The sequence below is a fragment of the Pseudomonas salmasensis genome, assembly GCF_014268375.2.
GTDB lineage: Bacteria > Pseudomonadota > Gammaproteobacteria > Pseudomonadales > Pseudomonadaceae > Aquipseudomonas > Aquipseudomonas salmasensis.
This window is the reverse complement of sequence record NZ_CP077083.1, coordinates 1,970,276-1,993,955: the sequence shown is the minus strand read 5'-3', so window position 1 is coordinate 1,993,955 and position 23,680 is coordinate 1,970,276. Positions and strand designations below refer to the sequence as shown.

Annotated in this window: 19 protein-coding genes; 14 read left to right on the top strand and 5 right to left on the bottom strand. The window is 60.9% G+C overall.

Going from position 1 to position 23,680, the window contains the following annotated elements:
* Positions 1-56: 56 nt before the first annotated feature.
* Complete coding sequence (locus tag HU731_RS08735) at positions 57-2,951, bottom strand: ribonucleoside-diphosphate reductase subunit alpha (RefSeq protein WP_032879843.1); 2,895 nt, start codon at positions 2,949-2,951, stop codon at positions 57-59.
* Positions 2,952-3,764: 813 nt separating this feature from the next.
* On the opposite strand from HU731_RS08735, the gene HU731_RS08730 reads away from it, so the two are divergent.
* Both HU731_RS08730 and HU731_RS08725 read left to right on the top strand, forming a co-directional pair.
* Complete coding sequence (locus tag HU731_RS08730; RefSeq protein WP_186608915.1) at positions 3,765-4,490, top strand: response regulator; 726 nt, start codon at positions 3,765-3,767, stop codon at positions 4,488-4,490.
* Positions 4,487-6,097, top strand: a complete 1,611-nt coding sequence (locus tag HU731_RS08725; RefSeq protein WP_186608917.1) for an ATP-binding protein — start codon at positions 4,487-4,489, stop codon at positions 6,095-6,097. The genes HU731_RS08730 and HU731_RS08725 overlap by 4 nt, the downstream gene beginning before the upstream one ends.
* 103 nt (positions 6,098-6,200) lie before the next feature.
* On the opposite strand, the gene HU731_RS08720 is transcribed toward HU731_RS08725, so the two are convergent.
* A complete protein-coding gene (locus HU731_RS08720; RefSeq protein ID WP_186608920.1) occupies positions 6,201-6,917 on the bottom strand; it encodes a 4'-phosphopantetheinyl transferase family protein in 717 nt (238 codons plus the stop codon).
* 138 nt (positions 6,918-7,055) lie between these two features.
* Between HU731_RS08720 and HU731_RS08715 the strand changes: the two genes are divergently transcribed.
* Genes HU731_RS08715 through HU731_RS08705 form a run of 3 tightly spaced genes read left to right on the top strand, consistent with a single transcriptional unit; the run spans position 7,056 to position 9,403 of the window.
* Complete coding sequence (locus HU731_RS08715) at positions 7,056-7,364, top strand: hypothetical protein (RefSeq protein ID WP_186608922.1); 309 nt, start codon at positions 7,056-7,058, stop codon at positions 7,362-7,364.
* A gap of 18 nt (positions 7,365-7,382) precedes the next feature.
* Positions 7,383-8,060 (top strand): response regulator, encoded by a 678-nt coding sequence (locus HU731_RS08710; protein ID WP_003193559.1) that lies wholly within the window; start codon positions 7,383-7,385, stop codon positions 8,058-8,060.
* Positions 8,057-9,403, top strand: a complete 1,347-nt coding sequence (locus HU731_RS08705; RefSeq protein WP_019817208.1) for an ATP-binding protein — start codon at positions 8,057-8,059, stop codon at positions 9,401-9,403. Before HU731_RS08710 ends, HU731_RS08705 begins: the two co-directional genes overlap by 4 nt.
* 128 nt (positions 9,404-9,531) lie before the next feature.
* On the opposite strand, the gene HU731_RS08700 is transcribed toward HU731_RS08705, so the two are convergent.
* Positions 9,532-10,530, bottom strand: a complete 999-nt coding sequence (locus HU731_RS08700; RefSeq protein ID WP_186608923.1) for an AraC family transcriptional regulator — start codon at positions 10,528-10,530, stop codon at positions 9,532-9,534.
* A gap of 338 nt (positions 10,531-10,868) precedes the next feature.
* Between HU731_RS08700 and HU731_RS08695 the strand changes: the two genes are divergently transcribed.
* From HU731_RS08695 to HU731_RS08685, 3 genes are all read left to right on the top strand, one after another.
* Positions 10,869-12,200, top strand: coding sequence for a dicarboxylate/amino acid:cation symporter (locus tag HU731_RS08695; RefSeq protein WP_003189258.1), 1,332 nt, complete (start codon positions 10,869-10,871; stop codon positions 12,198-12,200).
* Positions 12,201-12,333: 133 nt separating this feature from the next.
* The gene (locus HU731_RS08690; protein ID WP_186608924.1) at positions 12,334-13,320 is read left to right on the top strand and encodes an XdhC family protein; all 987 of its coding nucleotides are present in this window, start codon (positions 12,334-12,336) and stop codon (positions 13,318-13,320) included.
* Positions 13,317-13,901: a nucleotidyltransferase family protein gene (locus HU731_RS08685; RefSeq protein WP_186608925.1), complete on the top strand. Its 585-nt coding sequence runs from the start codon at positions 13,317-13,319 to the stop codon at positions 13,899-13,901. The genes HU731_RS08690 and HU731_RS08685 overlap by 4 nt, the downstream gene beginning before the upstream one ends.
* Before the next feature lie 652 nt (positions 13,902-14,553).
* Here HU731_RS08685 and rne read toward each other — a convergent pair.
* Positions 14,554-17,712, bottom strand: coding sequence for a ribonuclease E (rne, locus tag HU731_RS08680; protein WP_437180731.1), 3,159 nt, complete (start codon positions 17,710-17,712; stop codon positions 14,554-14,556).
* Between the two features lie 757 nt (positions 17,713-18,469).
* On the opposite strand from rne, the gene rluC reads away from it, so the two are divergent.
* Genes rluC through HU731_RS08665 form a run of 3 tightly spaced genes read left to right on the top strand, consistent with a single transcriptional unit; the run spans position 18,470 to position 21,083 of the window.
* Complete coding sequence (gene rluC, locus HU731_RS08675; RefSeq protein ID WP_014719568.1) at positions 18,470-19,429, top strand: 23S rRNA pseudouridine(955/2504/2580) synthase RluC; 960 nt, start codon at positions 18,470-18,472, stop codon at positions 19,427-19,429.
* Entirely contained in the window at positions 19,416-20,078 is a 663-nt protein-coding gene (locus HU731_RS08670) for an HAD-IA family hydrolase (protein WP_186608927.1), read from the top strand. Before rluC ends, HU731_RS08670 begins: the two co-directional genes overlap by 14 nt.
* Before the next feature lie 21 nt (positions 20,079-20,099).
* Positions 20,100-21,083, top strand: coding sequence for a S49 family peptidase (locus tag HU731_RS08665; protein WP_186608928.1), 984 nt, complete (start codon positions 20,100-20,102; stop codon positions 21,081-21,083).
* A gap of 131 nt (positions 21,084-21,214) precedes the next feature.
* Here HU731_RS08665 and HU731_RS08660 read toward each other — a convergent pair whose 3' ends face one another.
* Positions 21,215-21,793 carry a Maf family protein gene (locus HU731_RS08660; RefSeq protein ID WP_186608930.1) on the bottom strand — a complete coding sequence of 193 codons (579 nt, stop codon included), beginning with the start codon at positions 21,791-21,793 and terminating at the stop codon, positions 21,215-21,217.
* A gap of 105 nt (positions 21,794-21,898) precedes the next feature.
* Here HU731_RS08660 and HU731_RS08655 point away from each other — a divergent pair, with 105 nt between their 5' ends.
* From HU731_RS08655 to plsX, 3 genes are read left to right on the top strand one after another with little or no spacing between them, the layout of a single operon-like run.
* Positions 21,899-22,429 carry a YceD family protein gene (locus HU731_RS08655; RefSeq protein WP_032893131.1) on the top strand — a complete coding sequence of 177 codons (531 nt, stop codon included), beginning with the start codon at positions 21,899-21,901 and terminating at the stop codon, positions 22,427-22,429.
* A gap of 13 nt (positions 22,430-22,442) precedes the next feature.
* Positions 22,443-22,625, top strand: coding sequence for a 50S ribosomal protein L32 (rpmF, locus tag HU731_RS08650; RefSeq protein WP_003179396.1), 183 nt, complete (start codon positions 22,443-22,445; stop codon positions 22,623-22,625).
* Positions 22,626-22,629: 4 nt separating this feature from the next.
* Entirely contained in the window at positions 22,630-23,640 is a 1,011-nt protein-coding gene (plsX, locus tag HU731_RS08645; protein WP_082239708.1) for a phosphate acyltransferase PlsX, read from the top strand.
* The last annotated feature ends 40 nt before the right edge of the window (positions 23,641-23,680 follow it).

Genomic DNA, 23,680 nt, shown 5'->3' with positions numbered 1-23,680 from the left:
CGGGGTCTATCGGGCTTTTTCAATCCAGGGGGACAATACCCCTGAACTGGCTCAGCTTATTGGCAAGCTTCGCAATCCGGCTCGTCAATCGCGCAGGCCTTTGGCACAGGTGCCGGGCCGGCTGGCGCTGCGAGTACCGAGTCATCACCGTGGTTGCCGCTGGACACTGCGTTCAGCTTGCCGGTGTTGATGGTCGACTTCTCGGTGCTGGTGGCGGCCAGGGCACGGAGGTAGTAAGTGGTTTTCAGGCCACGGTACCACGCCATGCGGTAGGTCACGTCCAGCTTCTTGCCCGAAGCGCCGGCGATGTACAGGTTCAGGGACTGGGCCTGGTCGATCCACTTCTGACGACGGCTGGCGGCGTCAACGATCCACTTGGTGTCCACTTCGAACGCGGTCGCGTAGAGCTCTTTGAGTTCTTGCGGGATGCGCTCGATCTGCTGCACGGAACCGTCGTAGTACTTCAGGTCGTTGATCATGACCGAGTCCCACAGGCCGCGGGCCTTGAGGTCGCGAACCAGGTACGGGTTGATCACGGTGAATTCGCCCGACAGGTTCGATTTCACATACAGGTTCTGGTAGGTCGGTTCGATCGACTGCGACACGCCAGTGATGTTGGCGATGGTGGCGGTCGGTGCGATGGCCATGATGTTGGAGTTACGAATACCTTTCTGCACACGGGCACGTACCGGCGCCCAGTCCAGGGTTTCGTTCAGGTCAACGTCGATGTACTTCTGGCCACGGGCTTCGATCAGGATCTGTTGCGAATCCAGCGGCAGGATGCCCTTGGACCACAGCGAACCCTGGAATGTCTCGTAGGCGCCACGCTCGTCGGCCAGGTCGCAGGAAGCCTGGATCGCGTAGTAGCTGACCGCTTCCATGGACTTGTCGGCGAACTCGACGGCTGCATCGGAACCGTAAGGAATGTGCTGCAGGTACAACGCGTCCTGGAAGCCCATGATCCCCAGGCCAACCGGACGGTGCTTGAAGTTGGAGTTCTGCGCCTGTGGCACCGAGTAGTAGTTGATGTCGATGACGTTATCGAGCATGCGTACGGCGGTGTTGACGGTGCGTTCCAGCTTGGCGGTGTCCAGCTTGCCGTTGACGATGTGGTTCGGCAGGTTGATCGAGCCCAGGTTGCAAACGGCGATCTCGTCCTTGTTGGTGTTCAAGGTGATCTCGGTGCACAGGTTCGAGCTGTGGACCACGCCCACGTGCTGCTGCGGGCTGCGCAGGTTGCATGGGTCCTTGAAGGTCAACCATGGGTGGCCGGTTTCGAACAGCATGGACAGCATTTTGCGCCACAGGTCTTTGGCCTGGATGGTCTTGAACAGCTTGACCTTGCCTGGGTACTCGGTGAGGGCTTCGTAGTACTCGTAGCGCTCTTCGAAGGCCTTGCCGGTCAGGTCGTGCAGGTCCGGCACTTCGGATGGCGAGAACAGGGTCCACTTGCCGTCATCGAAGACGCGCTTCATGAACAGGTCAGGGATCCAGTTGGCGGTGTTCATGTCGTGGGTACGACGACGGTCATCACCGGTGTTCTTGCGCAGCTCGATGAACTCTTCAATGTCCATGTGCCAGGTTTCCAGGTAGGCACACACAGCGCCTTTGCGCTTGCCACCCTGGTTCACGGCAACGGCGGTGTCGTTCACCACTTTCAGGAAGGGTACGACGCCCTGGGACTTGCCGTTGGTGCCCTTGATGTACGAACCCAGTGCGCGCACTGGTGTCCAGTCGTTGCCCAGGCCGCCGGCGAATTTGGACAGCATGGCGTTGTCGTGGATCGCGTGGTAGATGCCCGACAGGTCATCCGGCACGGTGGTCAGGTAGCAGCTCGACAGCTGTGGACGCAGGGTGCCGGCGTTGAACAGGGTCGGGGTCGACGACATGTAGTCGAAGGACGACAGCAGGTTGTAGAACTCGATAGCGCGGTCTTCTTTGTTCTTCTCTTCGATCGCCAGGCCCATGGCCACGCGCATGAAGAACACTTGCGGCAGTTCGAAACGGATGCCGTCCTTGTGGATGAAGTAACGGTCGTACAGGGTTTGCAGGCCCAGGTAGGTGAACTGCTGGTCACGCTCGTGGTTGATCGCCTTGCCGAGTTTTTCCAGGTCGAAGGTGGCCAGGATCGGGTTCAGCAATTCGAATTCGATACCTTTGGCGATGTAGGCCGGCAGGGCCTTGGCGTACAGGTCGGCCATCTCGTGGTGAGTGGCGCTGTCGGCGACTTTCAGGAAGCCCAGGCCTTCGGCGCGCAGGGTGTCCATCAGCAGGCGGGCGGTCACGAACGAGTAGTTCGGCTCACGCTCGACCAGGGTACGGGCGGTCATCACCAGGGCGGTGTTGACGTCGGTCAGGGCCACGCCGTCGTACAGGTTCTTCAGGGTTTCGCGCTGGATCAGGTCACCGTCGACTTCTTCCAGGCCTTCGCAGGCCTCGGTGATGATGGTGTTCAGGCGGCCCAGGTCCAGCGGCGCAAAGCTGCCGTCGGCCAGGGTGATGCGGATCGATGGGTGCGCTTGTACGGCGGCTTCTTCGGCCGGGGAGCGTACGGCACGCTCCTTGGCGCGCGAGTCACGGTAGATCACGTAGTCGCGGGCTACTTTCTGCTCGCCGGCACGCATCAGGGCCAGTTCAACCTGGTCCTGGATTTCTTCGATGTGGATGGTGCCGCCCGATGGCATGCGACGCTTGAAGGTCGCGGTGACCTGTTCGGTCAGGCGGGCAACGGTGTCGTGGATGCGCGACGAAGCGGCAGCGGTGCCGCCTTCAACTGCAAGAAACGCTTTGGTGATGGCGACGGTGATTTTGTCATCGGTATAAGGAACGACAGTGCCGTTACGCTTGATCACGCGCAGTTGGCCAGGTGCAGTGGCGGACAGATCCAGGTTCGAATCAGCGGCCTGCGGCACGGAGCCCTGCGGGTTCTCGCGAGTTGTGTCGGTTTGCATGAGGGGGTGTCTCCACATTCTATATTTATTTGGGCACCATCACGGTGCCCACCGTTCCGTCCTGAAGCACTTACAGCAGGCCTTGGCCTGGCATAACAACTTCGGGACAGGAGGAAGGGAGCTCATCGCGCCGCTTCCATGCCGAAGTCTTTGGTTCGGGGCCGGGGAGCCCTTCGCCGTATTCGTAGTGGGTGACAGTGGCCCCATTCAAGCCCTGCAACACCCGTACCGTTTTCTGCCAATCGGGCTGGAAAACGGTTGCCATCCGCGTGCGCGGTTTGGGCTTTCAAAAAATGCTTTGGTTCAACCAAACGCGAGCAAGAAAGCGCTTGAGTTTCTTGTCTGAAATGTGTTTGGTCTTTTCGCTGAAAACCCTACATGTAGGGTTTTTTTAGCGCAGAGGTACAAGATAATGCGTTTTGGGGGGCTTAGCAACGCACTACCTGTGGATAACGCTGTGGGTAAAATGTGTATGAATCATGGAACACCCGTGTAGGCCGCATTACTACTGGATTACACCGTTTGTCACCGAATATTCCCGGGTAGAAACTGCCAGCGGGAATTTTGAGGGCGCGAACCCTACCACAAAAAATCGCCATGACCGAATGGATTTCCCGGCTTGTGTTCAAGGGCCGGTGCATGGCTACAATCGGCCTTGATCAGGGCAATAGCATGCTTGCTCCACATGACAACTGTAGGAGCGAGCTTGCTCGCGAAAATCGTCAACGATAATGCAGCAAACCTGGATAAATGCGGTGCCCTTGCGTTCTTCGCGAGCAAGCTCGCTCCTACAATAGAGAACCGAGGTAGCGCATGGAGCAAGAAGCCTGGCAGATACTGATCGTCGAGGACGACGAGCGACTCGCCGAGTTGACCCGTGAGTACCTGGAAAGCAACGGCCTGCGGGTGTCGGTGGAAGGCGATGGTGCCAAGGCCGCGGCGCGCATCATCGCCGAGCAGCCGGACCTGGTGATCCTTGACCTGATGCTGCCCGGCGAAGACGGCCTGAGCATCTGCCGCAAGGTGCGCGAGCGCTATGACGGCGTGATCCTGATGCTCACCGCGCGCACCGACGACATGGACCAGGTGCAGGGCCTGGACATGGGCGCCGACGACTACGTGTGCAAACCCGTGCGCCCGCGCTTGTTGCTGGCGCGTATCCAGGCGCTGTTGCGCCGCAGCGAGCCGGTATTACCCGCCACGGTGGAGAACCAGCGCCGCCTGCAGTTTGGCCCGCTGGTGGTGGATAATGCCTTGCGCGAAGCCTGGTTGCAGGAGGGCAGCATCGAACTGACCAGCGCCGAGTTTGACCTGTTGTGGCTGCTGGTCGCGAACGCCGGGCGCATCCTGTCCCGCGAAGAAATCTTCATTGCCCTGCGCGGTATCGGTTATGACGGCCAGGATCGCTCCATTGACGTGCGTATCTCGCGCATTCGGCCAAAGATCGGCGACGATCCGATCCACCCACGCCTGATCAAGACCATCCGCAGCAAAGGCTACCTGTTTGTCCCCGAAGCCGCTGCCGATATGCCGCTATGAACTCGATCTTCCTGCGCATCTACGGCGGCATGTGCGCGGCGCTGATCCTGGTGGCGCTGCTCGGCGCCCTGGCGCTGCACCTGCTTAATGACGTGCGCAGCGGCCAGTACCGTGAGCGCTTGGCCCACGGCACCTTTGCGTTAATGGGCGATAACCTGCAACCCATGAGTGCCATTGAACGCCAGCGCGCCTTGGCGATGTGGGAGCGTTTGCTGGGCATTCCGCTGGAGCTGCGCACCTTCACCGACGCGCAACTGGACCTGGGCCAGCGCAACCGCCTGCAACGCGGCCAGGTCCTGGTGGAACAGACAGGCCCCCATGCGGCGCGGGTGCTGCGGTTGGTCAGCGAGCAAGAGCAATTGGTGCTTACCGGCGAAGTGCAGCAGATCAGCGAGCAATTGGCCCGTGCGACTATTTACCTGCTGGCCGACGAACTGGTGCGTTTCCCGGTGGCCGAACAGCCCCAGCGCCTGGCCGATATTAAACACGCCAAGGGTTTTGGTTTTGAAATGCACCTGACGGCCCTTGACCAGGCCGACATGGACGACGACCAGCGTCGTCGCGTGGCGGAGGGCGATACGGTGATGGCGCTGGGCAAGGGCGGCGATTCGATTCGGGTGTTTGCCGGCATGGTCGGCACCCCGTGGGTACTGGAGATCGGCCCGCTGTACCAGATGAACCCGTACCCGGCGCAATGGCTGATCCTGATCACCTTGATCGGCCTGACGCTGATCGGCTTGATCGTCTATCTGCTGGTGCGTCAGCTTGAGCGCCGGCTCAAAGGCCTGGAGGCAGCGGCCACGCGTATTGCCAAGGGCAACCTGGAAGTGCGCGTACCCGCTCGCGGTGCAGACTCGGTCGGTCGTCTGGCAGCAGCCTTCAATGGCATGGCCGAGCACCTGCAGCAATTGCTGGCGATCCAGCGTGAGCTGGTGCGCGCGGTCTCCCATGAGCTGCGCACACCGGTCGCGCGCCTGCGTTTTGGCCTGGAGATGATCGGTGACGCTGCCACGCCCGAAGCCCGGCGCAAATACCTGGAAGGCATGGATGGCGATATCCAGGACCTCGATGGCCTGGTGGACGAGATGCTCACTTATGCCCGCTTGGAGCAGGGCGCGCCGGAGCTGAATTTCCAGCGCGTGGACCTTAATGTATTGCTCGACCAGGTGATTGGCGAATTATCGCCATTGCGCCCGCAGGTCACCGTCACCCGCGGCATTTGCCTGTCATCGGCACATTGGGATGACGCCTGGGTCGATGCCGAACCGCGCTACCTGCACCGCGCCCTGCAAAACCTGGTGAGTAACGCCATGCGCCATGCCAAAGGCCAAGTGCTGATCAGTTATCAGGTAGGGCAGGTGCGCTGTCGTATCGATGTGGAAGACGACGGCCCGGGTGTGCCGGAAAGCGCCTGGGAGCGGATCTTCACGCCGTTCCTGCGCTTGGACGACAGCCGTACCCGCGCCTCTGGCGGCCATGGCCTGGGCTTGTCGATCGTGCGGCGGATTATCTATTGGCACGGCGGGCGGGCGCTGATCAGCAAGAGCAACAACCTGGGCGGGGCGTGCTTCAGCCTGAGCTGGCCCAGGGATCAGGATAAGCCCTGACACCCAACTGTAGGAGCGAGCTTGCTCGCGAAAAACCTCAACGATAACGCGTGCTGCCTGAATAAACGTGGCGCCTGTGAGTTTTTCGCGAGCAAGCTCGCTCCTACATTGCGATAGCCACCAGGCTCAACAACTGCTCCCCTTGCAACACAAACTGCCCTTCCAGCTTTTTGCCATGGCCCCACTCTTGCGAAAGATCGGTCAGCAACCGCAACCGCACCCTCCCAGCCGCTGACCACTCCACCACCTCGGCATGCTCGAAATAAAAGCGCTTGTGCACGATCGGATAGAGCGCCTTGAACAGGCTTTCCTTCACCGAAAACGTCAGCGTCACCAGCAAGGCGTGTTGCTCACGGGGCAGGGCAGCCATGCGCTGCAGCTCATCGGCGGTCAAAATTTCCCCGGCCAGGCGTTCGGCCCGCTCCAGTGACAGCAGATGCTCCAGGTCCATGCCCAGCCCGCGCCATTGTGCCTTGTGCCCGACAATCGCCGCAGCGTGCCCGGTGCTGTGGGTGATGGAGCCACTGATATGCCCTGGCCAGACCGGGGCGCGGTCTTCGCCGATGGCTGGGATGCAGTGCAGATGATCGAGTCGTTGCAGCGCTTCGCGCGCGCACAGGCGGCCGGCGAGAAATTCCGCCTGGCGCTTGGCGACCGAGCGCTGGATGCTCGCAGGCGGTGGCACATCGCAGCGCTGGAAATCGCCGGGGCTCAATAAAGCCGGGTCGAATCGCGTGCTCAAAAACACCGTGCCCGGCAAGGGAACCGGCAACGGCCAATGATCATCGAGTGGGGTGCAGCAAGCGGGTAGGGGCGTCATGCGCGGTATTTTGCCGAGTTGGTGCGCCAGTGGATAGCCCGGTGCGGTTCAGCTGCGGTTCAGAGCCTGTTCAGGGGGAGTTCAGGGGCGCCTGCGTAGTCTGGACCTCACAGCCAAAACGCGTATGAGGTAACCACCATGACTGCGATCAAAAAGCTGATGTTGGCCTTGACCATGCTCGGCGCCACTGCCGGTGTGCAGGCGTCCGATGGCGCCTTTGCGGCCTTTGGCAGCGAGAAAACCAAGAAATCCAGCAACCTGATCCATCGCGTCAGCTTCGAAGACGCTGGCACTCAGGCTGCGCCATGGGGCCAGGCCCTGGGCGCTACCCCTGCGCAACCCGACTATCGCAGCGGCTACGCGCACCTGACTGGCCACTACAATGGCATAAAACTGCGCCCCCAAGAGCTTCAGGGCCGCTATGATATCCCCCTGTCGGTTAGTTGAATTGCAGTGGAGAACCTTATGAAATTGCTGGTGGTGGAAGATGAGGCGCTGTTGCGTCATCACCTGTTTACCCGCCTGACCGACAGCGGGCATGTGGTCGAAGCCGTGGCCAACGCCGAAGAAGCCCTGTACCAGACCGGCCAATTCAACCATGACCTGGCGATCATCGACCTTGGCCTGCCCGGCATGGGCGGCCTGGACCTGATTCGCCAGTTGCGCACCCAGACCAAGACCTTCCCGATCCTGATCCTGACCGCCCGCGGCAACTGGCAGGACAAGGTTGAAGGCTTGGCGGCCGGGGCCGACGACTACGTGGTCAAGCCGTTCCAGTTCGAAGAGCTGGAAGCGCGCATGAACGCCTTGTTGCGCCGCTCCAGCGGTTTTACCCAGTCGACTATCGTTGCCGGGCCGCTGCTGCTGGACCTCAACCGCAAGCAAGCGTCCCTGGACGAGCAGCCCCTGGCGCTGACCGCCTATGAGTATCGGATCCTCGAATACTTGATGCGTCATCATCAGCAAGTGGTCGCCAAGGACCGCTTGATGGAGCAACTGTACCCGGATGACGACGAGCGCGACCCAAACGTGATCGAAGTGCTGGTCGGCCGCCTGCGCCGCAAGCTGGAAGGCCCGGCCGGGTTCAAACCGATCGACACCGTGCGTGGCCTGGGCTACCTGTTCAATGAGCGCTGCCGTTGATTCGTTCGCTACGTGTGCGCCTGATGCTGGCGGCCGCCACCCTGGCCGTGCTGTTTATGCTCGGCTTGTTGCCGGCCATGCAAGGCGCTTTCAGCCTGGCGCTGCAGGATTCCATCGAACAGCGCCTGGCGTCGGACGTGACCACCCTGATATCTGCGGCGCGGGTCGACAATAACCGCCTGCTGATGCCGGCGCAGTTGCCCGATGAGCGTTTCAACCTCACCGACAGTCGGCTGCTGGGCTATATCTACGACCGTGAAGGCCATCTGGTATGGCGCTCGCGGGCAACCCAGGAAGAAAACATCAACTACAAACCGCGCTACGACGGGCGCGGCAATGAATTTGCGCGGATTCGCGAGGCCAATGGCCAGGAATTCTTTGTGTATGACGTCGAGGTCCGGCTGCTGGGAGGCAAGAGCGCGGCGTTCAGCATTGTCGCCCTGCAGCCGGTACGCGAATACCAACTGACCCTCGAAGGCCTGCGCGAGAACCTCTACCTCGGGTTCGGCGCGGCCTTGCTGGTGCTGTTGACGCTGTTGTGGCTGGGCCTGACCTGGGGCCTGCAAGCCCTGCGACGCCTGAGCCATGAACTCGACCAGATCGAAGGCGGCACCCGCGAAAGCCTCAGCGAAGAACACCCCCGCGAACTGCTGCGCCTGACCGGCTCCCTGAACCGCTTGCTGCACAGCGAGCGCGAACAACGTGCGCGCTACCGCGACTCCCTTGATGACTTGGCTCACAGCCTGAAAACGCCACTGGCGGTGTTGCAGGGCGTGAGCGAAGACATGGCCCAGCGCCCCGAAGAACGTAGCCAGGCGTGGGTGCTGCAATCGCAGATCGAACGCATGAGCCAGCAGATCGGTTACCAGTTGCAGCGTGCCAGCCTGCGTAAAAGTGGCCTGGTGCGCCACCAGGTCCGCCTGGAGCCGGTGGTGCAAAGCCTGTGCGATACATTGGAAAAAGTTTATCGCGACAAGCGGGTCACCGTGACCTTTGATTTGCCGCAGGCCTGCGAGGTACCCATCGAGAAGGGCGCGTTGCTCGAAATGCTCGGCAACCTGCTGGAAAACGCCTACCGCCTGTGCCTCAAGCAAGTGCGTATCAGCCTGGTGGAAAACCTCGATGGCATTGAGCTGTGTATCGAAGATGACGGCCCCGGCGTACCACCGGACCAGCGTGCACGGATCCTGCAGCGCGGCGAACGGCTCGACCGCCAGCACCCGGGCCAGGGCATCGGGTTGGCGGTGGTCAAGGACATCATCGAAAGCTATCACGCGCGGTTGACGTTGGGGGATTCAGCGCTGGGTGGGGCGGCGTTCAGGATTCACTTTCCTGCCTTGTGATCTGCACTGGCCTCATCGCAGGCAAGCCAGCTCCCACACTTGAATGTATTCACACATCAAAATTTGTAAACCCGATCAACTGTGGGAGCTGGCTTGCCTGCGATGAGGCCCTCCCAGCCCATACACCTCTAACTCTCCTGCGCTCTGTAGGCCCCCGGCGTCAGCCCTGTCCACTTCTTGAACGCCCGATGAAACGCCGACGGTTCGGAAAACCCCAACTGCTCGGCGATCTCCTGCAAAGACAAATCCGCCCGCCCCAGGTGGTAAATGGCGATATCCCGGCGTAACTCATCTTTCAATGCCTGAAAGCTCGTGCCTTCTTCGCGCAGGTGACGGCGCAGGGTCTGTGGGCTGATGTGCAAGTGCTGGGCGACGGCTTCCAGGTCTGGCCAGGGCGTACGGTCGCGGCTCAACAGGCGGCGCAACTGGCTGCTCAGGCTGTCGCCTTCATCCGGGCGCGACAGCAAGTCGGCAGGCGAGCGCTGCAAGAAGTGCTTGAGGGTGCGTTCATCCTGCAACAGCGGCAGGCTCAGGTAACAGCTGGGAAACACCAGGCTGCTGGTCGGCGCACCGAACACCTGGGGGCAGGGGAACAGCAGGTCGTATTCACCAGCATGGGCTGGCATCGGGTAACTGAAGGTGGCCTGCTGCAGCCGGATACGCTGGCCGATCAACCAACTACCCAGGCGATGCCAGATCACCAGCAGGCATTCACTGAGAAAGTGGTCCGGGTCCCATAGCTGCGAGTCGTCCAGGCTCAGGCGCGCCATATCGCCTTCTTTGGTCAGCTGCCAGCGCGGGCCTTGCGGGAACAGGCTATAAAACAATAAGCCGCGCTCCAGCGCCTTCTCCAGCGTGCGGCAATGAATCAGCGCATGGCACATCATGGCGAAGGTGCCACGTTTGCTCGGCCCTTCGGCGAACCCCAGGTATTCGTCATCCAGCTCCAGCCAGAGCATTTGCAACAAGCGGGTAAATTGCTCTGGAGCGATGCGGGCGCGGGGCTCGGTCAGCAGTTCCGGGGTGATACCCACCTGCTGCAACACCCCCGAGTAGTCAAAACCTGCCCGGCGCGCACCGCCGAGGGCCGCTCGGGCGTAATGGCTGGCGATGGTACGTTCACGCATGCGAGGGCCTCATCCATGGAGTGGCGGATGGTAGCCATCACCCGGCGGGGCGACAAGGCGGATATCCGCCAAATTGTAGGACGAGACAGGATGAGTGGGCGGAAATCCGCCACCTTGTTGCACGCTTCAAAGTCGCCCGTAATCCCCAAGCCCTGATGTCTAAAGGCCTCTAGCGCGTTTAAGCAAAGTGGCACGCTGTTTGCGATAAGGATTACAGCGCAGGCTTGTTCCTACAGGCTTGGCAAACAACAAATCCCTCCAGTGCAGGAGGGTTCGCAATTCAAGTGCCGTGGGCAATGGCGGATATTTGCCACACGGGACGATTGAGGAACTTTGCAATGACGACTCGTCAGCCAATCTACAAATCCCTGTATTTCCAGGTGATCGTCGCAATCGTTATCGGTATCTTGCTCGGCCACTTCTACCCGCAGACCGGCGTGGCCCTCAAGCCACTGGGTGACGGCTTTATCAAGCTGATCAAAATGGTCATCGCCCCGATCATCTTCTGTACCGTGGTCAGCGGCATCGCTGGCATGCAAAGCATGAAGTCGGTGGGCAAGACCGGCGGCTACGCGCTGCTCTACTTCGAAATCGTGTCCACCATAGCCCTGCTGATTGGCCTGGTCGTGGTCAACGTGGTGCAGCCGGGCGCCGGCATGCACATCGACGTCGCGACCCTGGACGCTTCCAAAGTGGCGGCCTACGTCACCGCCGGTAAAGACCAGAGCATCGTCGGCTTTATCCTCAACGTCATCCCGAACACCATCGTCGGCGCCTTCGCCAACGGCGACATCCTGCAAGTGCTGATGTTCTCGGTGATCTTCGGTTTCGCCCTGCACCGCCTGGGTGCCTACGGCAAGCCGGTGCTGGACTTCATCGATCGCTTCGCCCACGTGATGTTCAACATCATCAACATGATCATGAAGCTCGCGCCAATCGGTGCTTTGGGCGCCATGGCGTTCACCATCGGCGCCTACGGTGTCGGTTCCCTGGTGCAGTTGGGCCAGTTGATGATCTGCTTCTACATCACCTGCATCCTGTTCGTGGTGCTGGTGCTGGGCGCCATCTGCCGCGCTCACGGTTTCAGCGTGTTGAAGCTGATCCGCTACATCCGTGAAGAACTGCTGATCGTATTGGGCACTTCGTCTTCCGAATCCGCCCTGCCACGCATGCTGATCAAGATGGAACGCCTGGGCGCGAAGAAGTCCGTGGTCGGCCTGGTGATTCCAACCGGTTACTCCTTCAACCTCGACGGTACGTCGATCTACCTGACCATGGCGGCCGTGTTTATCGCCCAGGCGACCGACACCCACATGGACATCACTCACCAGATCACCCTGCTGCTGGTGCTGCTGCTGTCGTCCAAAGGCGCTGCTGGCGTGACCGGTTCGGGCTTCATCGTACTGGCCGCCACCCTGTCGGCCGTCGGCCACCTGCCGGTTGCGGGCCTGGCGCTGATCCTGGGTATCGACCGCTTCATGTCCGAAGCCCGTGCCCTGACCAACCTGGTGGGTAATGCCGTTGCCACCATCGTTGTGGCCAAGTGGGTCAAGGAGCTGGACACCGACAAGCTGCAAAGCGAGCTGGCGTCTGGCGGTACCGGTATCTCCGAAACCCGCGAGCTCGATGACCTGGGCGTGGCTGAAGGCCCGGCGCCTGTCGTCAAGTAAGTGGCTGCTGGCGTGAACTGACGCCCATGCTATCTGCAAACGCCCCGACTGGTTCGGGGCGTTTGCGTTTCTGGCGGGATACAACCGATATTTTTGGTTTACAGTGAACGCGACAGTACTTACCGGAGGCCTGATGGACAGTGTGGATCTGAACGTCCTGCGCAGCGTGCTGCAATGGCGCCGCGCCGGGCAGCGCGTGATGTTGTACAGCGTGGTGCAAACCTGGGGCAGCGCGCCGCGCCCGCCGGGAGCGATGCTGGCCCTGCGCGGTGATGGTGTGGTGATTGGTTCGGTGTCTGGCGGTTGCATCGAGGATGACTTGATCGCGCGCCTGCAGGACGGCCGCTTACCCGCTGACGGCCCGCCCGTGCAGTTGGTGACCTACGGCGTCACTCGCGACGAGGCGGCGCGTTTTGGCCTGCCCTGCGGCGGCACCCTGCGGCTTACCGAGGAGCGCGTGGACGAGTGGGGTTGGGTCCAAGCGCTGCTGGCGCGTTGTGAAGATCATCAGATCGTCGCTCGCGAGCTGAACCTGGCCACCGGCGAGGTGACGTTGAGCGCCGCCAGCAAGACCGATGTGGTGAGCTTCGACGGCGAACGCTTGCGCGCCATCTATGGCCCGCGCTGGCGCCTGCTGTTGATCGGCGCCGGGCAGCTGTCGCGCTACGTAGCGGAAATGGCACGTCTGCTGGATTTCGAAGTGCTGATCTGCGACCCCCGCGAAGAGTTCGTCTACGGCTGGGAAGACCAGCATGGCCGCTTTGTGCCGGGCATGCCCGACGAGGCGGTGTTGAATATTCATACCGATGAACGCACGGCTATTGTCTGCCTGACCCACGATCCACGTCTGGATGACATGGCGTTGCTGACGGCGCTGAGCTCCACGGCGTTCTATATCGGCGCCCTGGGTTCGCGGGTCAATACCCAGAAACGACGGGAGAACCTGGCCGCGCTGGGCTTGTCGGCGGAGGCCATCGCGCGTTTGCACGGGCCGATCGGCCTGCACATCGGCAGCCATACGCCGGCGGAAATTGCGCTGTCGCTGATGGCGGAAATTGTTGCGATCAAGAATGGCGTGGCACCGATGCAGAAAAAGCCGTTGGCAGTGGTGGCCGAGTGACGGTGACCGCAATTGTGCTGGCGGCGGGGCAGGGCAGTCGTTTTCGTGCTGAAGCTGGAGCTGATCAAGATAAGTTGCTTGCCGCTTGTGTGGGGCTGGACGGCGTTACCCGTCCGGTCATCGAGCAGGTGCTGATGAATCTGCCGGCGACGCTTGTTGAGCGCTGGGTGGTGACCTTGCCGGAGCGTCGTGAGGTGATTCGGTTGGCTGAGGCGTATGGTTGCAAGGTCCTGCTGCTGGAGTCGGCCGGGATGGGCGACAGCATTGCCGCAGCTGTTGCCGCCAGCGCTTCGTCAGAGGGCTGGCTAGTGGTGCTGGGGGATATGCCGTTTATTCGATCCGCGACGATTGAGCGTGTGCTGGCCGATCCGGGAAGCATCACTGTGCCGGTGCATGCCGGGCAGTATGGGCATCCGGTGGCTTTCGCGCGTGTATGTGGGCCCGCATTGATGGCGTTGACCGGGGACCGTGGCGCGAAGCCTTTGTTCGCACAAGCGCAGGTGCGGGGCGTGCAGATGGATGATCCTGGCGTGCTGTGGGATGTGGATGTGCCGCAACGGTTGAGTTTTACCGCAGGTTAAGTGTGGGAGCTGGCTTGCCTGCGATAGAAATAGGTATCTACACAATTTAGAGCCGACGCTGGACCTGTGGCGAGGGAGCTTGCTCCCGTGACGGCCGGACAGCCGGCGCTTATCTACCTGACGCACCACGATCCAAATGTGGGAGCTGGCTTGCCTGCGAAGACGGCCTAACAGTCAACACAGTTGGAGCGGGTACATATCCGTTATTTAGGTAACGGCCACTTAGGGTTCCGCCCTGACGGCGGCTCACTTTTGAAAAGCGCAAAAGTAAGCAAAACGCTCTTGCCCCACCACTCGGCACCTCGCTTAGGCTCGGTGTGCCCGAACACAGGCTTGAATCCGTGGGCCGCCGCCACGCGCCATCCATGGCGCGGGGCGGCTAACCCGGCGTCCTGCCGGGTTACCCACGAATTCAAGCCTGCGTTCGGCCAGCGTGGTTTAACGGGGCGCCTTAGATCAAAAGCAGAGCAAGATCAAGAGCGGCTCGCTTCGCATCGTGGTTACCGTTGGGTGGCAGATTCGAGATGTTTGTCGATTGAACCGCCGCTATCGCAGGCAAGCTCCCACAGTGATTGCATTTCAAGTCGAGATAGCCAGCCATAAAAAAGCCCCGCCTGATCACTCAGGCGGGGCTTTTTAGGGGCTGGTGGAATCAGACGAGGGGTTTAGGCTCGTGCTCTGCTTCCTGGGCCTTGTGCTCTACCGCCTGGGCTGCGGCTGCAGCAGCTTCGGCTTCCTTGCGGCGACGACGCACTTCACGTGGGTCGTTCGGCGCACGGCCGTTTTCGGTGAGGGCGCTTGCAGGTGCAGCTTCAACCACAGGGGCGGCCACTTCGGCAACCACCGGGGCTTCAACTTCAACCACGGGCGCAGGCTCCGCAACCGGCGTCGGCTCAACCACTGGGGCTGGCTCGGCGACGACTTCGGCAACCGGTGCCGGCGCTTCTTCTACCACTGGGGCAGGTGCTGGCGCTTCAACCGGGGCAGCCGGTTCGGCAGTCCACTGGAAGGCGGTCTGTTCTTCACGAACTTCGCGCACGACCGGGGCTGCTTCTTCGACTACCGGAGCTTCTACAGCCGCTTCGACTACTGGCTGAGGCTCAACCACTGGAGCCGGTTCAACGGCAACCACTTCGGTTTCTGGCTGTGCATCGCGAACCGGGGCAACTTCCACTTCCGGAACCACTGGGGCTTCGACAGGGGTTGTGGCTTCAACAACTGGCGCTTCAACAACCGGCACTTCAACCGCTGGGGTTTCGGCGGCTGGTGCTTCTACGGCGACAGTGTCTTCGACAGCAGCGGTAGCGCGTTCGGCTTGCTCGTGAGCCTGGGCTTCAGCAGGAGCGCTGATGACCGAGCTGGCAACGGCAGCGGTAACGGCCAGGCCGGCAGCCAGTTCGGCGCCTGTTGGTTCGTTGTTGGCAGTTTCTGCGTTTTCGCCGGCTTCTTCCGAACCTTCGATCACGTTGCCGTTGGCATCACGCTGACGCTCACGACGGTTGCTGCGACGACGCTGGCCACGGGAGCGGCGGCGTGGACGATCGCCTTCGGCGTTGTCCTGGCCGTCTTCCTGCAGTTGCTCTTCGCCGGTCAGTACTTCTTCTTCGCTGGCGGCAGCGGCTTGCTCGGCGCGTGGTTGACGCTCTTCACGCGGCGGGCGCGGTTGGCGCTCTTCGCGGGGTGCGCGCTCTTCACGCGGCTGGCGGGCCGGGCGTTCTTCGGTGGTAACGGCTGCGGCAGCGGCAACGGCAGGTGCCGCGTCCAGAGGCTCGCGCAGTTCACGCACACGTTCTTCACGCTCGCCACGCGGCTTGCGGTCTTCACGTGGAGCGCGTGGGGTACGTGGGGCGCGCTCTTCACGCGGTGCACGTTCTTCACGGGCTACGGTCGGGGTTTCTTCACGGGCTTCGCGAGGCGCACGCTCTTCACGTGGTGCGCGTTCTTCACGCGGGGCACGTTCTTCGCGAGGCTTGCGCTCTTCGTCACGGCGGCCGTTGCGGTTACGGCTCTGCTGGCGACCGTTGCGACGTTCTTCGTTGCGCGCCGGGCGCTCGGTGGCAGGTTTTTCAACCACAACCGGGGCGGCAGGCTCTTCCTTGGTGGCGAACAGGCTGACCAGCGACTTCACCAGGCCCTTGAACAGGCTTGGCTCAGGCAGGGCGGCTGGCGCGGCAACCGGGGCGGCGGCTTCGGTCGGTACCGGTGCGTTGGCGCGGGCCGGCGCAGTCTTCACGGCCGCTTCCTGGCGAACCAGGGTACGGGTCGCAGCGGCTGGTTGGACTTCTTCGACTTCGGCAGCAGCCGCGGCGATTTCATAGCTGGACTGGCCGCTGTGGGCTTCCGGGCTGTCATCACGCAGGCGCTGGACTTCGAAGTGCGGCGTTTCGAGGTGATCGTTCGGCAGAATGACGATACGGGCACGGGTGCGCAGTTCGATCTTGGTGATCGAGTTGCGTTTTTCGTTGAGCAGGAAGGCCGCAACCGGAATCGGCACTTGTGCGCGAACTTCGGCAGTGCGGTCTTTCAGGGCTTCTTCTTCGATCAGGCGCAGGATCGCCAGGGACAGCGATTCAACGTCACGGATAATGCCGGTGCCGTTGCAACGCGGGCAAACGATGCCGCTGCTCTCGCCCAGGGATGGGCGCAGGCGCTGACGGGACATTTCCAGCAGGCCGAAGCGCGAGATACGGCCCACTTGCACGCGAGCGCGGTCAGCTTCCAGGCATTCGCGGACTTTCTCTTCCACGGCGCGCTGGTTCTTGGCAGGGGTCATGTCGATAAAGTCGATCACGATCAGGCCGCCGATGTCACGCAGGCGCAGTTGGCGGGCGATTTCTTCAGCCGCTTCCAGGTTGGTCTGCAGGGCGGTTTCTTCGATGTCGCTGCCTTTGGTCGCACGCGCCGAGTTGATGTCGATGGACACCAGGGCTTCGGTCGGGTCGATCACGATGGAGCCGCCGGAAGGCAGTTCGACCACGCGCTGGAAGGCGGTCTCGATCTGGCTTTCGATCTGGAAACGGTTGAACAGCGGCACGCTGTCTTCGTACAGCTTGATCTTGCTGGCGTACTGCGGCATCACCTGGCGGATGAAGGTCAGGGCTTCGTCCTGGGCTTCAACGCTGTCGATCAGCACTTCGCCGATGTCCTGGCGCAGGTAATCGCGGATGGCACGGATGATCACGTTGCTTTCCTGGTAGATCAGGAACGGCGCGGAACGATCCAGGGACGCTTCTTTGATAGCGGTCCACAGTTGCAGCAGGTAGTCGAGGTCCCACTGCATTTCTTCGCTGCTGCGGCCAAGGCCGGCAGTGCGCACGATCAGGCCCATGTCGGCCGGTGCGATCAGGCCGTTCAGCGCTTCACGCAGTTCGTTGCGCTCTTCGCCTTCGATGCGACGGGAAATACCGCCGGCACGTGGGTTGTTCGGCATCAGCACGAGGTAACGACCGGCGAGGCTGATGAAGGTGGTCAGGGCCGCGCCCTTGTTGCCACGTTCTTCTTTTTCGACCTGGACGATGACTTCCTGGCCTTCGCTCAGGACGTCCTTGATGTTCACGCGGCCTTCGGGGGCTTTCTTGAAGTATTCGCGGGAGATTTCTTTAAGGGGCAGGAAGCCGTGGCGCTCGGAGCCGAAATCGACAAAGGCAGCCTCAAGGCTTGGTTCGATGCGAGTGATACGGCCTTTATAGATGTTGGCCTTTTTCTGCTCGCGTGCACCGGATTCGATGTCCAGGTCGTAGAGGCGTTGGCCATCTACCAGTGCAACACGCAACTCTTCGGGTTGAGTTGCGTTAATCAGCATTCTTTTCATGTTGTACCGTCGGTTTCCGGGCTGCCGGAAACGGCGTTCGGCACACACGACTTCTCACGGTCGGTGTCAGGTGCGTCAAGAGTGGTTGGCCACTCCAGTGTCCAGCAAAATCGGCCAATTGGGCCGGTATCGCGACGGACGCGTCCTGCTCGTTAGCGGTGGTGACAAAGGCACCACTTCAACAAAAGCTAAGGTCAGGAGGAGGAATCAACCGGCGACTGTGGACGAGATGAAGCGTCTAAAACAAGCCTAGTGCTACACAGTCCGACGGTTGTGCATCTCCACCCTACACGTATCCCTGATAATTCGGGTGCTGCCGCGCGCAGAATCCGCAGCGGGTTGGCATTTACCGTGTTCTCCAATGGGGAGTCCACGCTCATGGCTAAACAAGACTAGGTGTGGGCGGTTGCGCTCTCACTCAGCTCTTAACAGGCGTTGTTTCCGAAGCATTCGCCATGGTCTGGCTCAAAACTGACTGCACTTTGTGAACTGGCCGTAAATATCGGCGCAAAAGGCGAGTATTCACTCTGCTTTCTGCACTCGCTTCAGGCCTCATGTCACCTGCGCTTGTTACAATCTTGAGCCTTCCTGGGTGGCGAAAGCCCCGTAGGACGGCCTCGCGTCCTGATGAATTGCGATGGTCAGGGCCGGCAGTTTGCCGCATGTCCTCTGTCCAGGCCGCTTTTGGCGGCGTTCGCGACTATAGCAGTAATGATTAAGTGCTTCAATTCCATAAAAAATTGTTATCATCGCCGCCATGACGACTACCACCCCCCCGACCCCCAGCGTCCAGCTGCTTGAGGTCTCGCCGGAATATGCCGGCCAACGCATCGACAATTTTCTCCTGGCCAGGCTCAAAGGCGTGCCCAAGACCTTGATTTACCGCATTTTGCGCAAAGGCGAAGTGCGCGTGAACAAGGGGCGCATCAAGCCTGAGTACAAGTTGCAGGCGGGCGATATCGTCCGCGTGCCGCCGGTGCGCGTGCCTGAGCGCGACGAGCCGGTGCCGCTGGCCCAGGGGCTGTTGCAGCGCCTGGAAGCGTCGATCGTGTTCGAAGACAACAAGCTGATCGTGATCAACAAGCCCTGTGGTATTGCGGTTCACGGCGGCAGTGGCTTGAACTTCGGCGTGATCGAAGCTTTTCGTCAATTGCGCCCCGATTGCAAGGAGCTGGAGTTGGTCCATCGCCTGGACCGCGACACCTCCGGCCTGTTGATGATCGCCAAGAAGCGCAGCATGTTGCGCCATCTGCACACCGCCCTGCGTGGTGATGGCGTGGACAAGCGCTACATGGCGCTGGTGCGCGGCAACTGGGCCAGTTCGATCAAGAGCGTGCGTGCGCCGTTGCAAAAGAGCAACCTGCGCTCCGGCGAGCGCATGGTCGAAGTGGACGAGGAGGGCAAAGAGGCCCTGACCCTGTTCAAGGTGCTGCGTCGCTTCGGTGACTTTGCCACGATGGTGGAGGCCAAGCCGGTCACCGGCCGTACCCACCAGATTCGGGTGCACACCCTGCATGCGGGCCACTGCATCGCCGGTGACACCAAGTACGGCGACGAAGATTTCTCCAAGGAAATTCGCGACCTGGGCGGCAAACGCCTGTTTCTGCACGCCTACATGCTCACCGTGCCGCTGCCCGATGGCGGCGAGCTGAAATTGCAGGCGCCGGTCGATGAAATGTGGGCCAAGACCGTGGAGCGTTTGAGTGTCGCACCTTGACTACAAGCTGCTGATCTTTGATTGGGACGGGACGCTGGCCAACTCCATTGGCCGCATCGTTGAGTCCATGCACATGGCCTCGACCCGCTCGGGCTTTGACTTGTGCACGGACCTGGCAGTCAAGGGCATTATCGGCCTGGGCTTGCCAGAAGCCATTCGCACCCTGTACCCCGCCATCAGCGACGCCGAGTTGGTAGCGTTTCGCGAGCACTACGCCGACCACTACATTGCGCTGGAAGCTACACCTTCGCCGCTGTTTGAAGGCGTGGTGCAATCGCTGGAAGCGTTTCGCGCTGAGGGTTATCACCTGGCGGTCGCCACCGGCAAGGCTCGTCGCGGCCTGGACCGTGTGCTCAAGGCCCACGGCTGGGAGGATTACTTTGATATCACCCGCGCTGCGGATGAAACCGCCAGCAAGCCTCATCCCTTGATGCTAGAGCAGATCCTTGCGCACTGTGGCGTAACGCCACGCGAGGCGTTGATGGTGGGCGATGCGTCTTTCGATCTGATGATGGCACGCAATGCAGGCATGGACAGTGTCGCCGTCAGCTACGGCGCCCAGTCTGCCGAGGCGTTGCAGCAATACGAGCCGAGGCTGACGATTGATCATTTTTCCGAACTGCAAGCCTGGCTCAGCCGGGCCCGATAAGTCTTTGCTGGGGTTAATGGCATGAGTGACGAGTGGAAAGCGCCTGAAAAGGTCGAGAGCAGTGATGATAAAAGCTGGAAGCTGTTGGAGAAGACGCTCCTGGCCAGCGTCCAGGAACAGCGGCGTTCGCGGCGCTGGGGGATTTTCTTCAAGCTGCTGACCTTTGTGTACCTGCTTGGCATGCTGGCGCTGTTCAGTCCGCTGATGGACATGGAAAAGAGCGCCACCCGTGGCAGTCATTACACCGCCTTGATCGAAGTGCGCGGCGTGATTGCCGACAAGGAGCCCGCCAGTGCCGACAATATTGTCACCAGCCTGCGCGCGGCGTTTGAGGACCCCAAGGTCAAAGGCGTGGTCCTGCGCATCAACAGCCCAGGCGGCAGCCCGGTGCAGTCGGGCTATGTGTATGACGAGATTCGTCGTCTGCGCGCCTTGCATCCGGATACCAAGCTCTATGCCGTGATCTCGGACCTGGGTGCCTCGGGCGCCTATTACATTGCCAGCGCTGCGGACCAGATCTATGCCGACAAGGCCAGCCTGGTGGGTTCTATCGGTGTGACAGCGGCCGGTTACGGTTTTGTCGGTGCCATGGAGAAGCTGGGGGTGGAGCGTCGCACGTACACCTCAGGTGAACATAAGTCGTTCCTCGATCCTTTCCAGCCGCAGAAGGCGGATGAAACCGCGTTCTGGCAGGGCGTGCTCGACACTACCCATCGTCAGTTCATTGCCAGCGTCAAGCAGGGGCGTGGTGACCGGTTGAAGGATAAGGATCATCCGGAGCTGTTCTCCGGCCTGGTCTGGTCGGGTGAGCAGGCGTTGCCGCTGGGCCTGATCGATGGCCTGGGCAGTGCCAGTTCGGTGGCGCGGGATGTGGTGGGAGAGAAGGAGTTGGTGGATTTTACGGTTGAGGAATCGCCGTTTGATCGGTTCTCCAAGAAGCTCGGTGCCAGTGTGGCGGAGAAGCTAGCCCTGTACATGGGCTTCCAGGGGCCGTCCCTGCGCTGAAATTCCAAGCTTGGTGTAGGTCAACTGTGGGAGCGGGCTTGCCCGCGATAGCGATGGATTAGTCGATATAAGTGTCGCCTGGTACACCGCTATCGCAGGCAAGCCAGCTCCCACATTGTTTTACGATGGTTTCAAGGGATCTGTACGCCTTCGGTCAGCAGCATGTCCACCAGCCGAATCAGTGGCAGCCCAACCAGGCTAGTCGCATCCGGTCCCTCAGTGCTCTGGAACAAGCTCACACCCAGTCCCTCTGCCTTGAAACTGCCCGCACAGTCATAAGGCTGCTCGATCCGCAGGTAGCGCTCAATACGTTCTGCATCCAGTTCGCGCATCTGCACGGTAAACGGCACGCAGTCGACCTGGCAGTGGCCGGTCTCGCTGTTGAGCAGTGCCAGGCCCGTGAGGAAGCTCACGCGCTTGCCGCTGGCCGCCAGCAGTTGCTCGCGGGCATTTTCGAAGGTGTGAGGCTTGCCGATGATTCGGCCCTCCAATGCGGCGACCTGGTCCGAGCCAATGATTAAATGGCCAGGATGGCTGGCGGCGAGGGCGCGGGCCTTTTGCTCGGCCAGGCGCTTGACCAGTTCGATGGCGGACTCGTCCGGGCGGTGGCTTTCGTCGATATCCGGCGAGCTGCAGGTGAACGGCAGGTGCAGGCGGCTCAGTAATTCCCGGCGATAAACCGAGCTGGACGCGAGTAATAAAGGCGGCATATACGTCTCCTCAAGGCAGTCGCCGATTCTAGCGACGTGACCGGCTGACGCACAGGGCTGAATTTCCTTTGACATGGCCGGGTGCATCCCTATAATGCTGCGCCTATGTTGAATGACCCGATTCCACCTCACGTTGACCCGCGCAAATTGGCTGATCGTGGCACCACCCTTCAAGGTGAAGTGCTGCTGGCCGATTTGGAGAGACTCTGCGACCCGCTTTCCGACACTGTCGGTACGGTGCAGGCACAATTCGTTTTTGAACGAGATGAACGTAAATCTGTGGTAATCCACAGCGTTATCGACACCGAAGTCAAAATGGTTTGCCAGCGTTGTCTTGAGCTGGTCACCCTGCCGATCCACAGCGAATGCAGTTATGCTGTGGTGAAAGAGGGTGCGAATACCCAGTCGTTGCCGAAAGGTTATGACGTGCTGGAACTGGGCGAAGATCCATTGGATCTGCATGCACTGATCGAGGAGGAGCTTTTGCTCGCCTTGCCCATTGTGCCTGCTCATCATCCGGAAGAATGCCAGCAGCCGGAGGGTCTCGATGACGAGGCCGAGCCGAGCGAGGACGAGGTAACGCGGTCCAACCCGTTCAGTGTATTGGCGCAGTTAAAGCGTGACCCAAACGTTTAGGAGTTAATCAATTATGGCTGTTCAGCAGAACAAAAAATCCCGCTCCGCCCGTGACATGCGCCGTTCGCACGACGCTCTCGAGGCTAGCACCCTGTCTGTGGAAAAGACCACTGGTGAAGTTCACCTGCGTCACCACGTATCGCCAGAAGGCGTATACCGTGGCCGTAAAGTGATCGACAAGGGCGCTGACGAGTAATCACTTGTCTGCTCAAGTCATCGCGATTGACGCAATGGGCGGGGACTTCGGTCCCCGCAGCATTGTTCAGGCCTGCATTGCCAGCCTGTCTGCCACGCCCTCGCTGCACCTGACCCTCGTCGGTCAACCTTCCCTACTTGAAGAACTGATTGCCAGCCATCCGGCGGTGGATCGCGCGCGCCTGACGATTACGCCAGCCAGCGAAACCATCGGCATGGACGAAAAGCCGGCGGTTGCCCTGCGTGGCAAGCCCGATTCTTCAATGCGGGTGGCCCTTGAGTTGTTGCGTGATGGCAAGGTGCAAGCCTGTGTCAGTGCCGGCAACACGGGCGCGTTGATGGCGTTGTCGCGGCATGTGCTCAAAACCTTGCCGGGTATTGATCGGCCCGCCATGGTGGCGGCGATCCCGACGCAGAAGGGCTATTGCCAACTGCTGGACCTGGGCGCCAATGTCGATTGCAGCGCCGAGCACCTGTTGCAGTTCGCGGTGATGGGCTCGGTGGCCGCCGAGGCGCTCGGCGTAGCCCGCCCCAGGGTGGCCCTGCTCAATATCGGCACCGAGGACATCAAGGGCAACCAGCAGGTCAAGCTTGCCGCCACCTTGTTGCAAGGCGCGCGGGGTTTGAACTACATCGGCTTTGTCGAGGGCGATGGTTTGTACCGTGGCGAAGCTGACGTGGTGGTGTGCGACGGCTTTGTCGGTAATATCCTGCTCAAGTCCAGCGAAGGCCTGGCAACTATGATTGCCACGCGTATTGAAGCTTTGTTCAAACGCAACCTGGCGTCACGTATGGTGGGTGCCTTGGCGCTGCCCTTGATGCGACGCTTGCAGGCCGACCTGGCGCCAGCACGGCATAACGGTGCAAGCTTTCTTGGCTTGCAGGGCATTGTGGTAAAAAGCCATGGCTCGGCCGGTGTGCTGGGTTTTCAAAGTGCAATTGCACGGGCCTTGATCGAGATTCAAGAGAACCTGCCGCAACGCTTGCACGGCCGTCTTGAGGATCTGTTGCCTTAGGCGAATTGGCCCGGGAGTGCTTAAATGTGACCGGCCAGTT

What these genes read in the sequence shown, in the direction of transcription:
- HU731_RS08660 (WP_186608930.1), bottom strand. Translation starts at nt 21,793, where the DNA reads ATGCCGCCTTTATTACTCGCGTCCAGCTCGGTTTATCGCCGGGAATTA.
- HU731_RS08700 (WP_186608923.1), bottom strand. Translation starts at nt 10,530, where the DNA reads ATGCGTGAACGTACCATCGCCAGCCATTACGCCCGAGCGGCCCTCGGC.
- rluC (WP_014719568.1), top strand. Translation starts at nt 18,470, where the DNA reads ATGACGACTACCACCCCCCCGACCCCCAGCGTCCAGCTGCTTGAGGTC.
- HU731_RS08720 (WP_186608920.1), bottom strand. Translation starts at nt 6,917, where the DNA reads ATGACGCCCCTACCCGCTTGCTGCACCCCACTCGATGATCATTGGCCG.
- rne (WP_437180731.1), bottom strand. Translation starts at nt 17,712, where the DNA reads ATGAAAAGAATGCTGATTAACGCAACTCAACCCGAAGAGTTGCGTGTT.
- HU731_RS08695 (WP_003189258.1), top strand. Translation starts at nt 10,869, where the DNA reads ATGACGACTCGTCAGCCAATCTACAAATCCCTGTATTTCCAGGTGATC.
- HU731_RS08735 (WP_032879843.1), bottom strand. Translation starts at nt 2,951, where the DNA reads ATGCAAACCGACACAACTCGCGAGAACCCGCAGGGCTCCGTGCCGCAG.
- HU731_RS08730 (WP_186608915.1), top strand. Translation starts at nt 3,765, where the DNA reads ATGGAGCAAGAAGCCTGGCAGATACTGATCGTCGAGGACGACGAGCGA.
- rpmF (WP_003179396.1), top strand. Translation starts at nt 22,443, where the DNA reads ATGGCTGTTCAGCAGAACAAAAAATCCCGCTCCGCCCGTGACATGCGC.
- HU731_RS08710 (WP_003193559.1), top strand. Translation starts at nt 7,383, where the DNA reads ATGAAATTGCTGGTGGTGGAAGATGAGGCGCTGTTGCGTCATCACCTG.
- HU731_RS08665 (WP_186608928.1), top strand. Translation starts at nt 20,100, where the DNA reads ATGAGTGACGAGTGGAAAGCGCCTGAAAAGGTCGAGAGCAGTGATGAT.
- HU731_RS08715 (WP_186608922.1), top strand. Translation starts at nt 7,056, where the DNA reads ATGACTGCGATCAAAAAGCTGATGTTGGCCTTGACCATGCTCGGCGCC.
- HU731_RS08690 (WP_186608924.1), top strand. Translation starts at nt 12,334, where the DNA reads ATGGACAGTGTGGATCTGAACGTCCTGCGCAGCGTGCTGCAATGGCGC.
- HU731_RS08725 (WP_186608917.1), top strand. Translation starts at nt 4,487, where the DNA reads ATGAACTCGATCTTCCTGCGCATCTACGGCGGCATGTGCGCGGCGCTG.
- HU731_RS08655 (WP_032893131.1), top strand. Translation starts at nt 21,899, where the DNA reads ATGTTGAATGACCCGATTCCACCTCACGTTGACCCGCGCAAATTGGCT.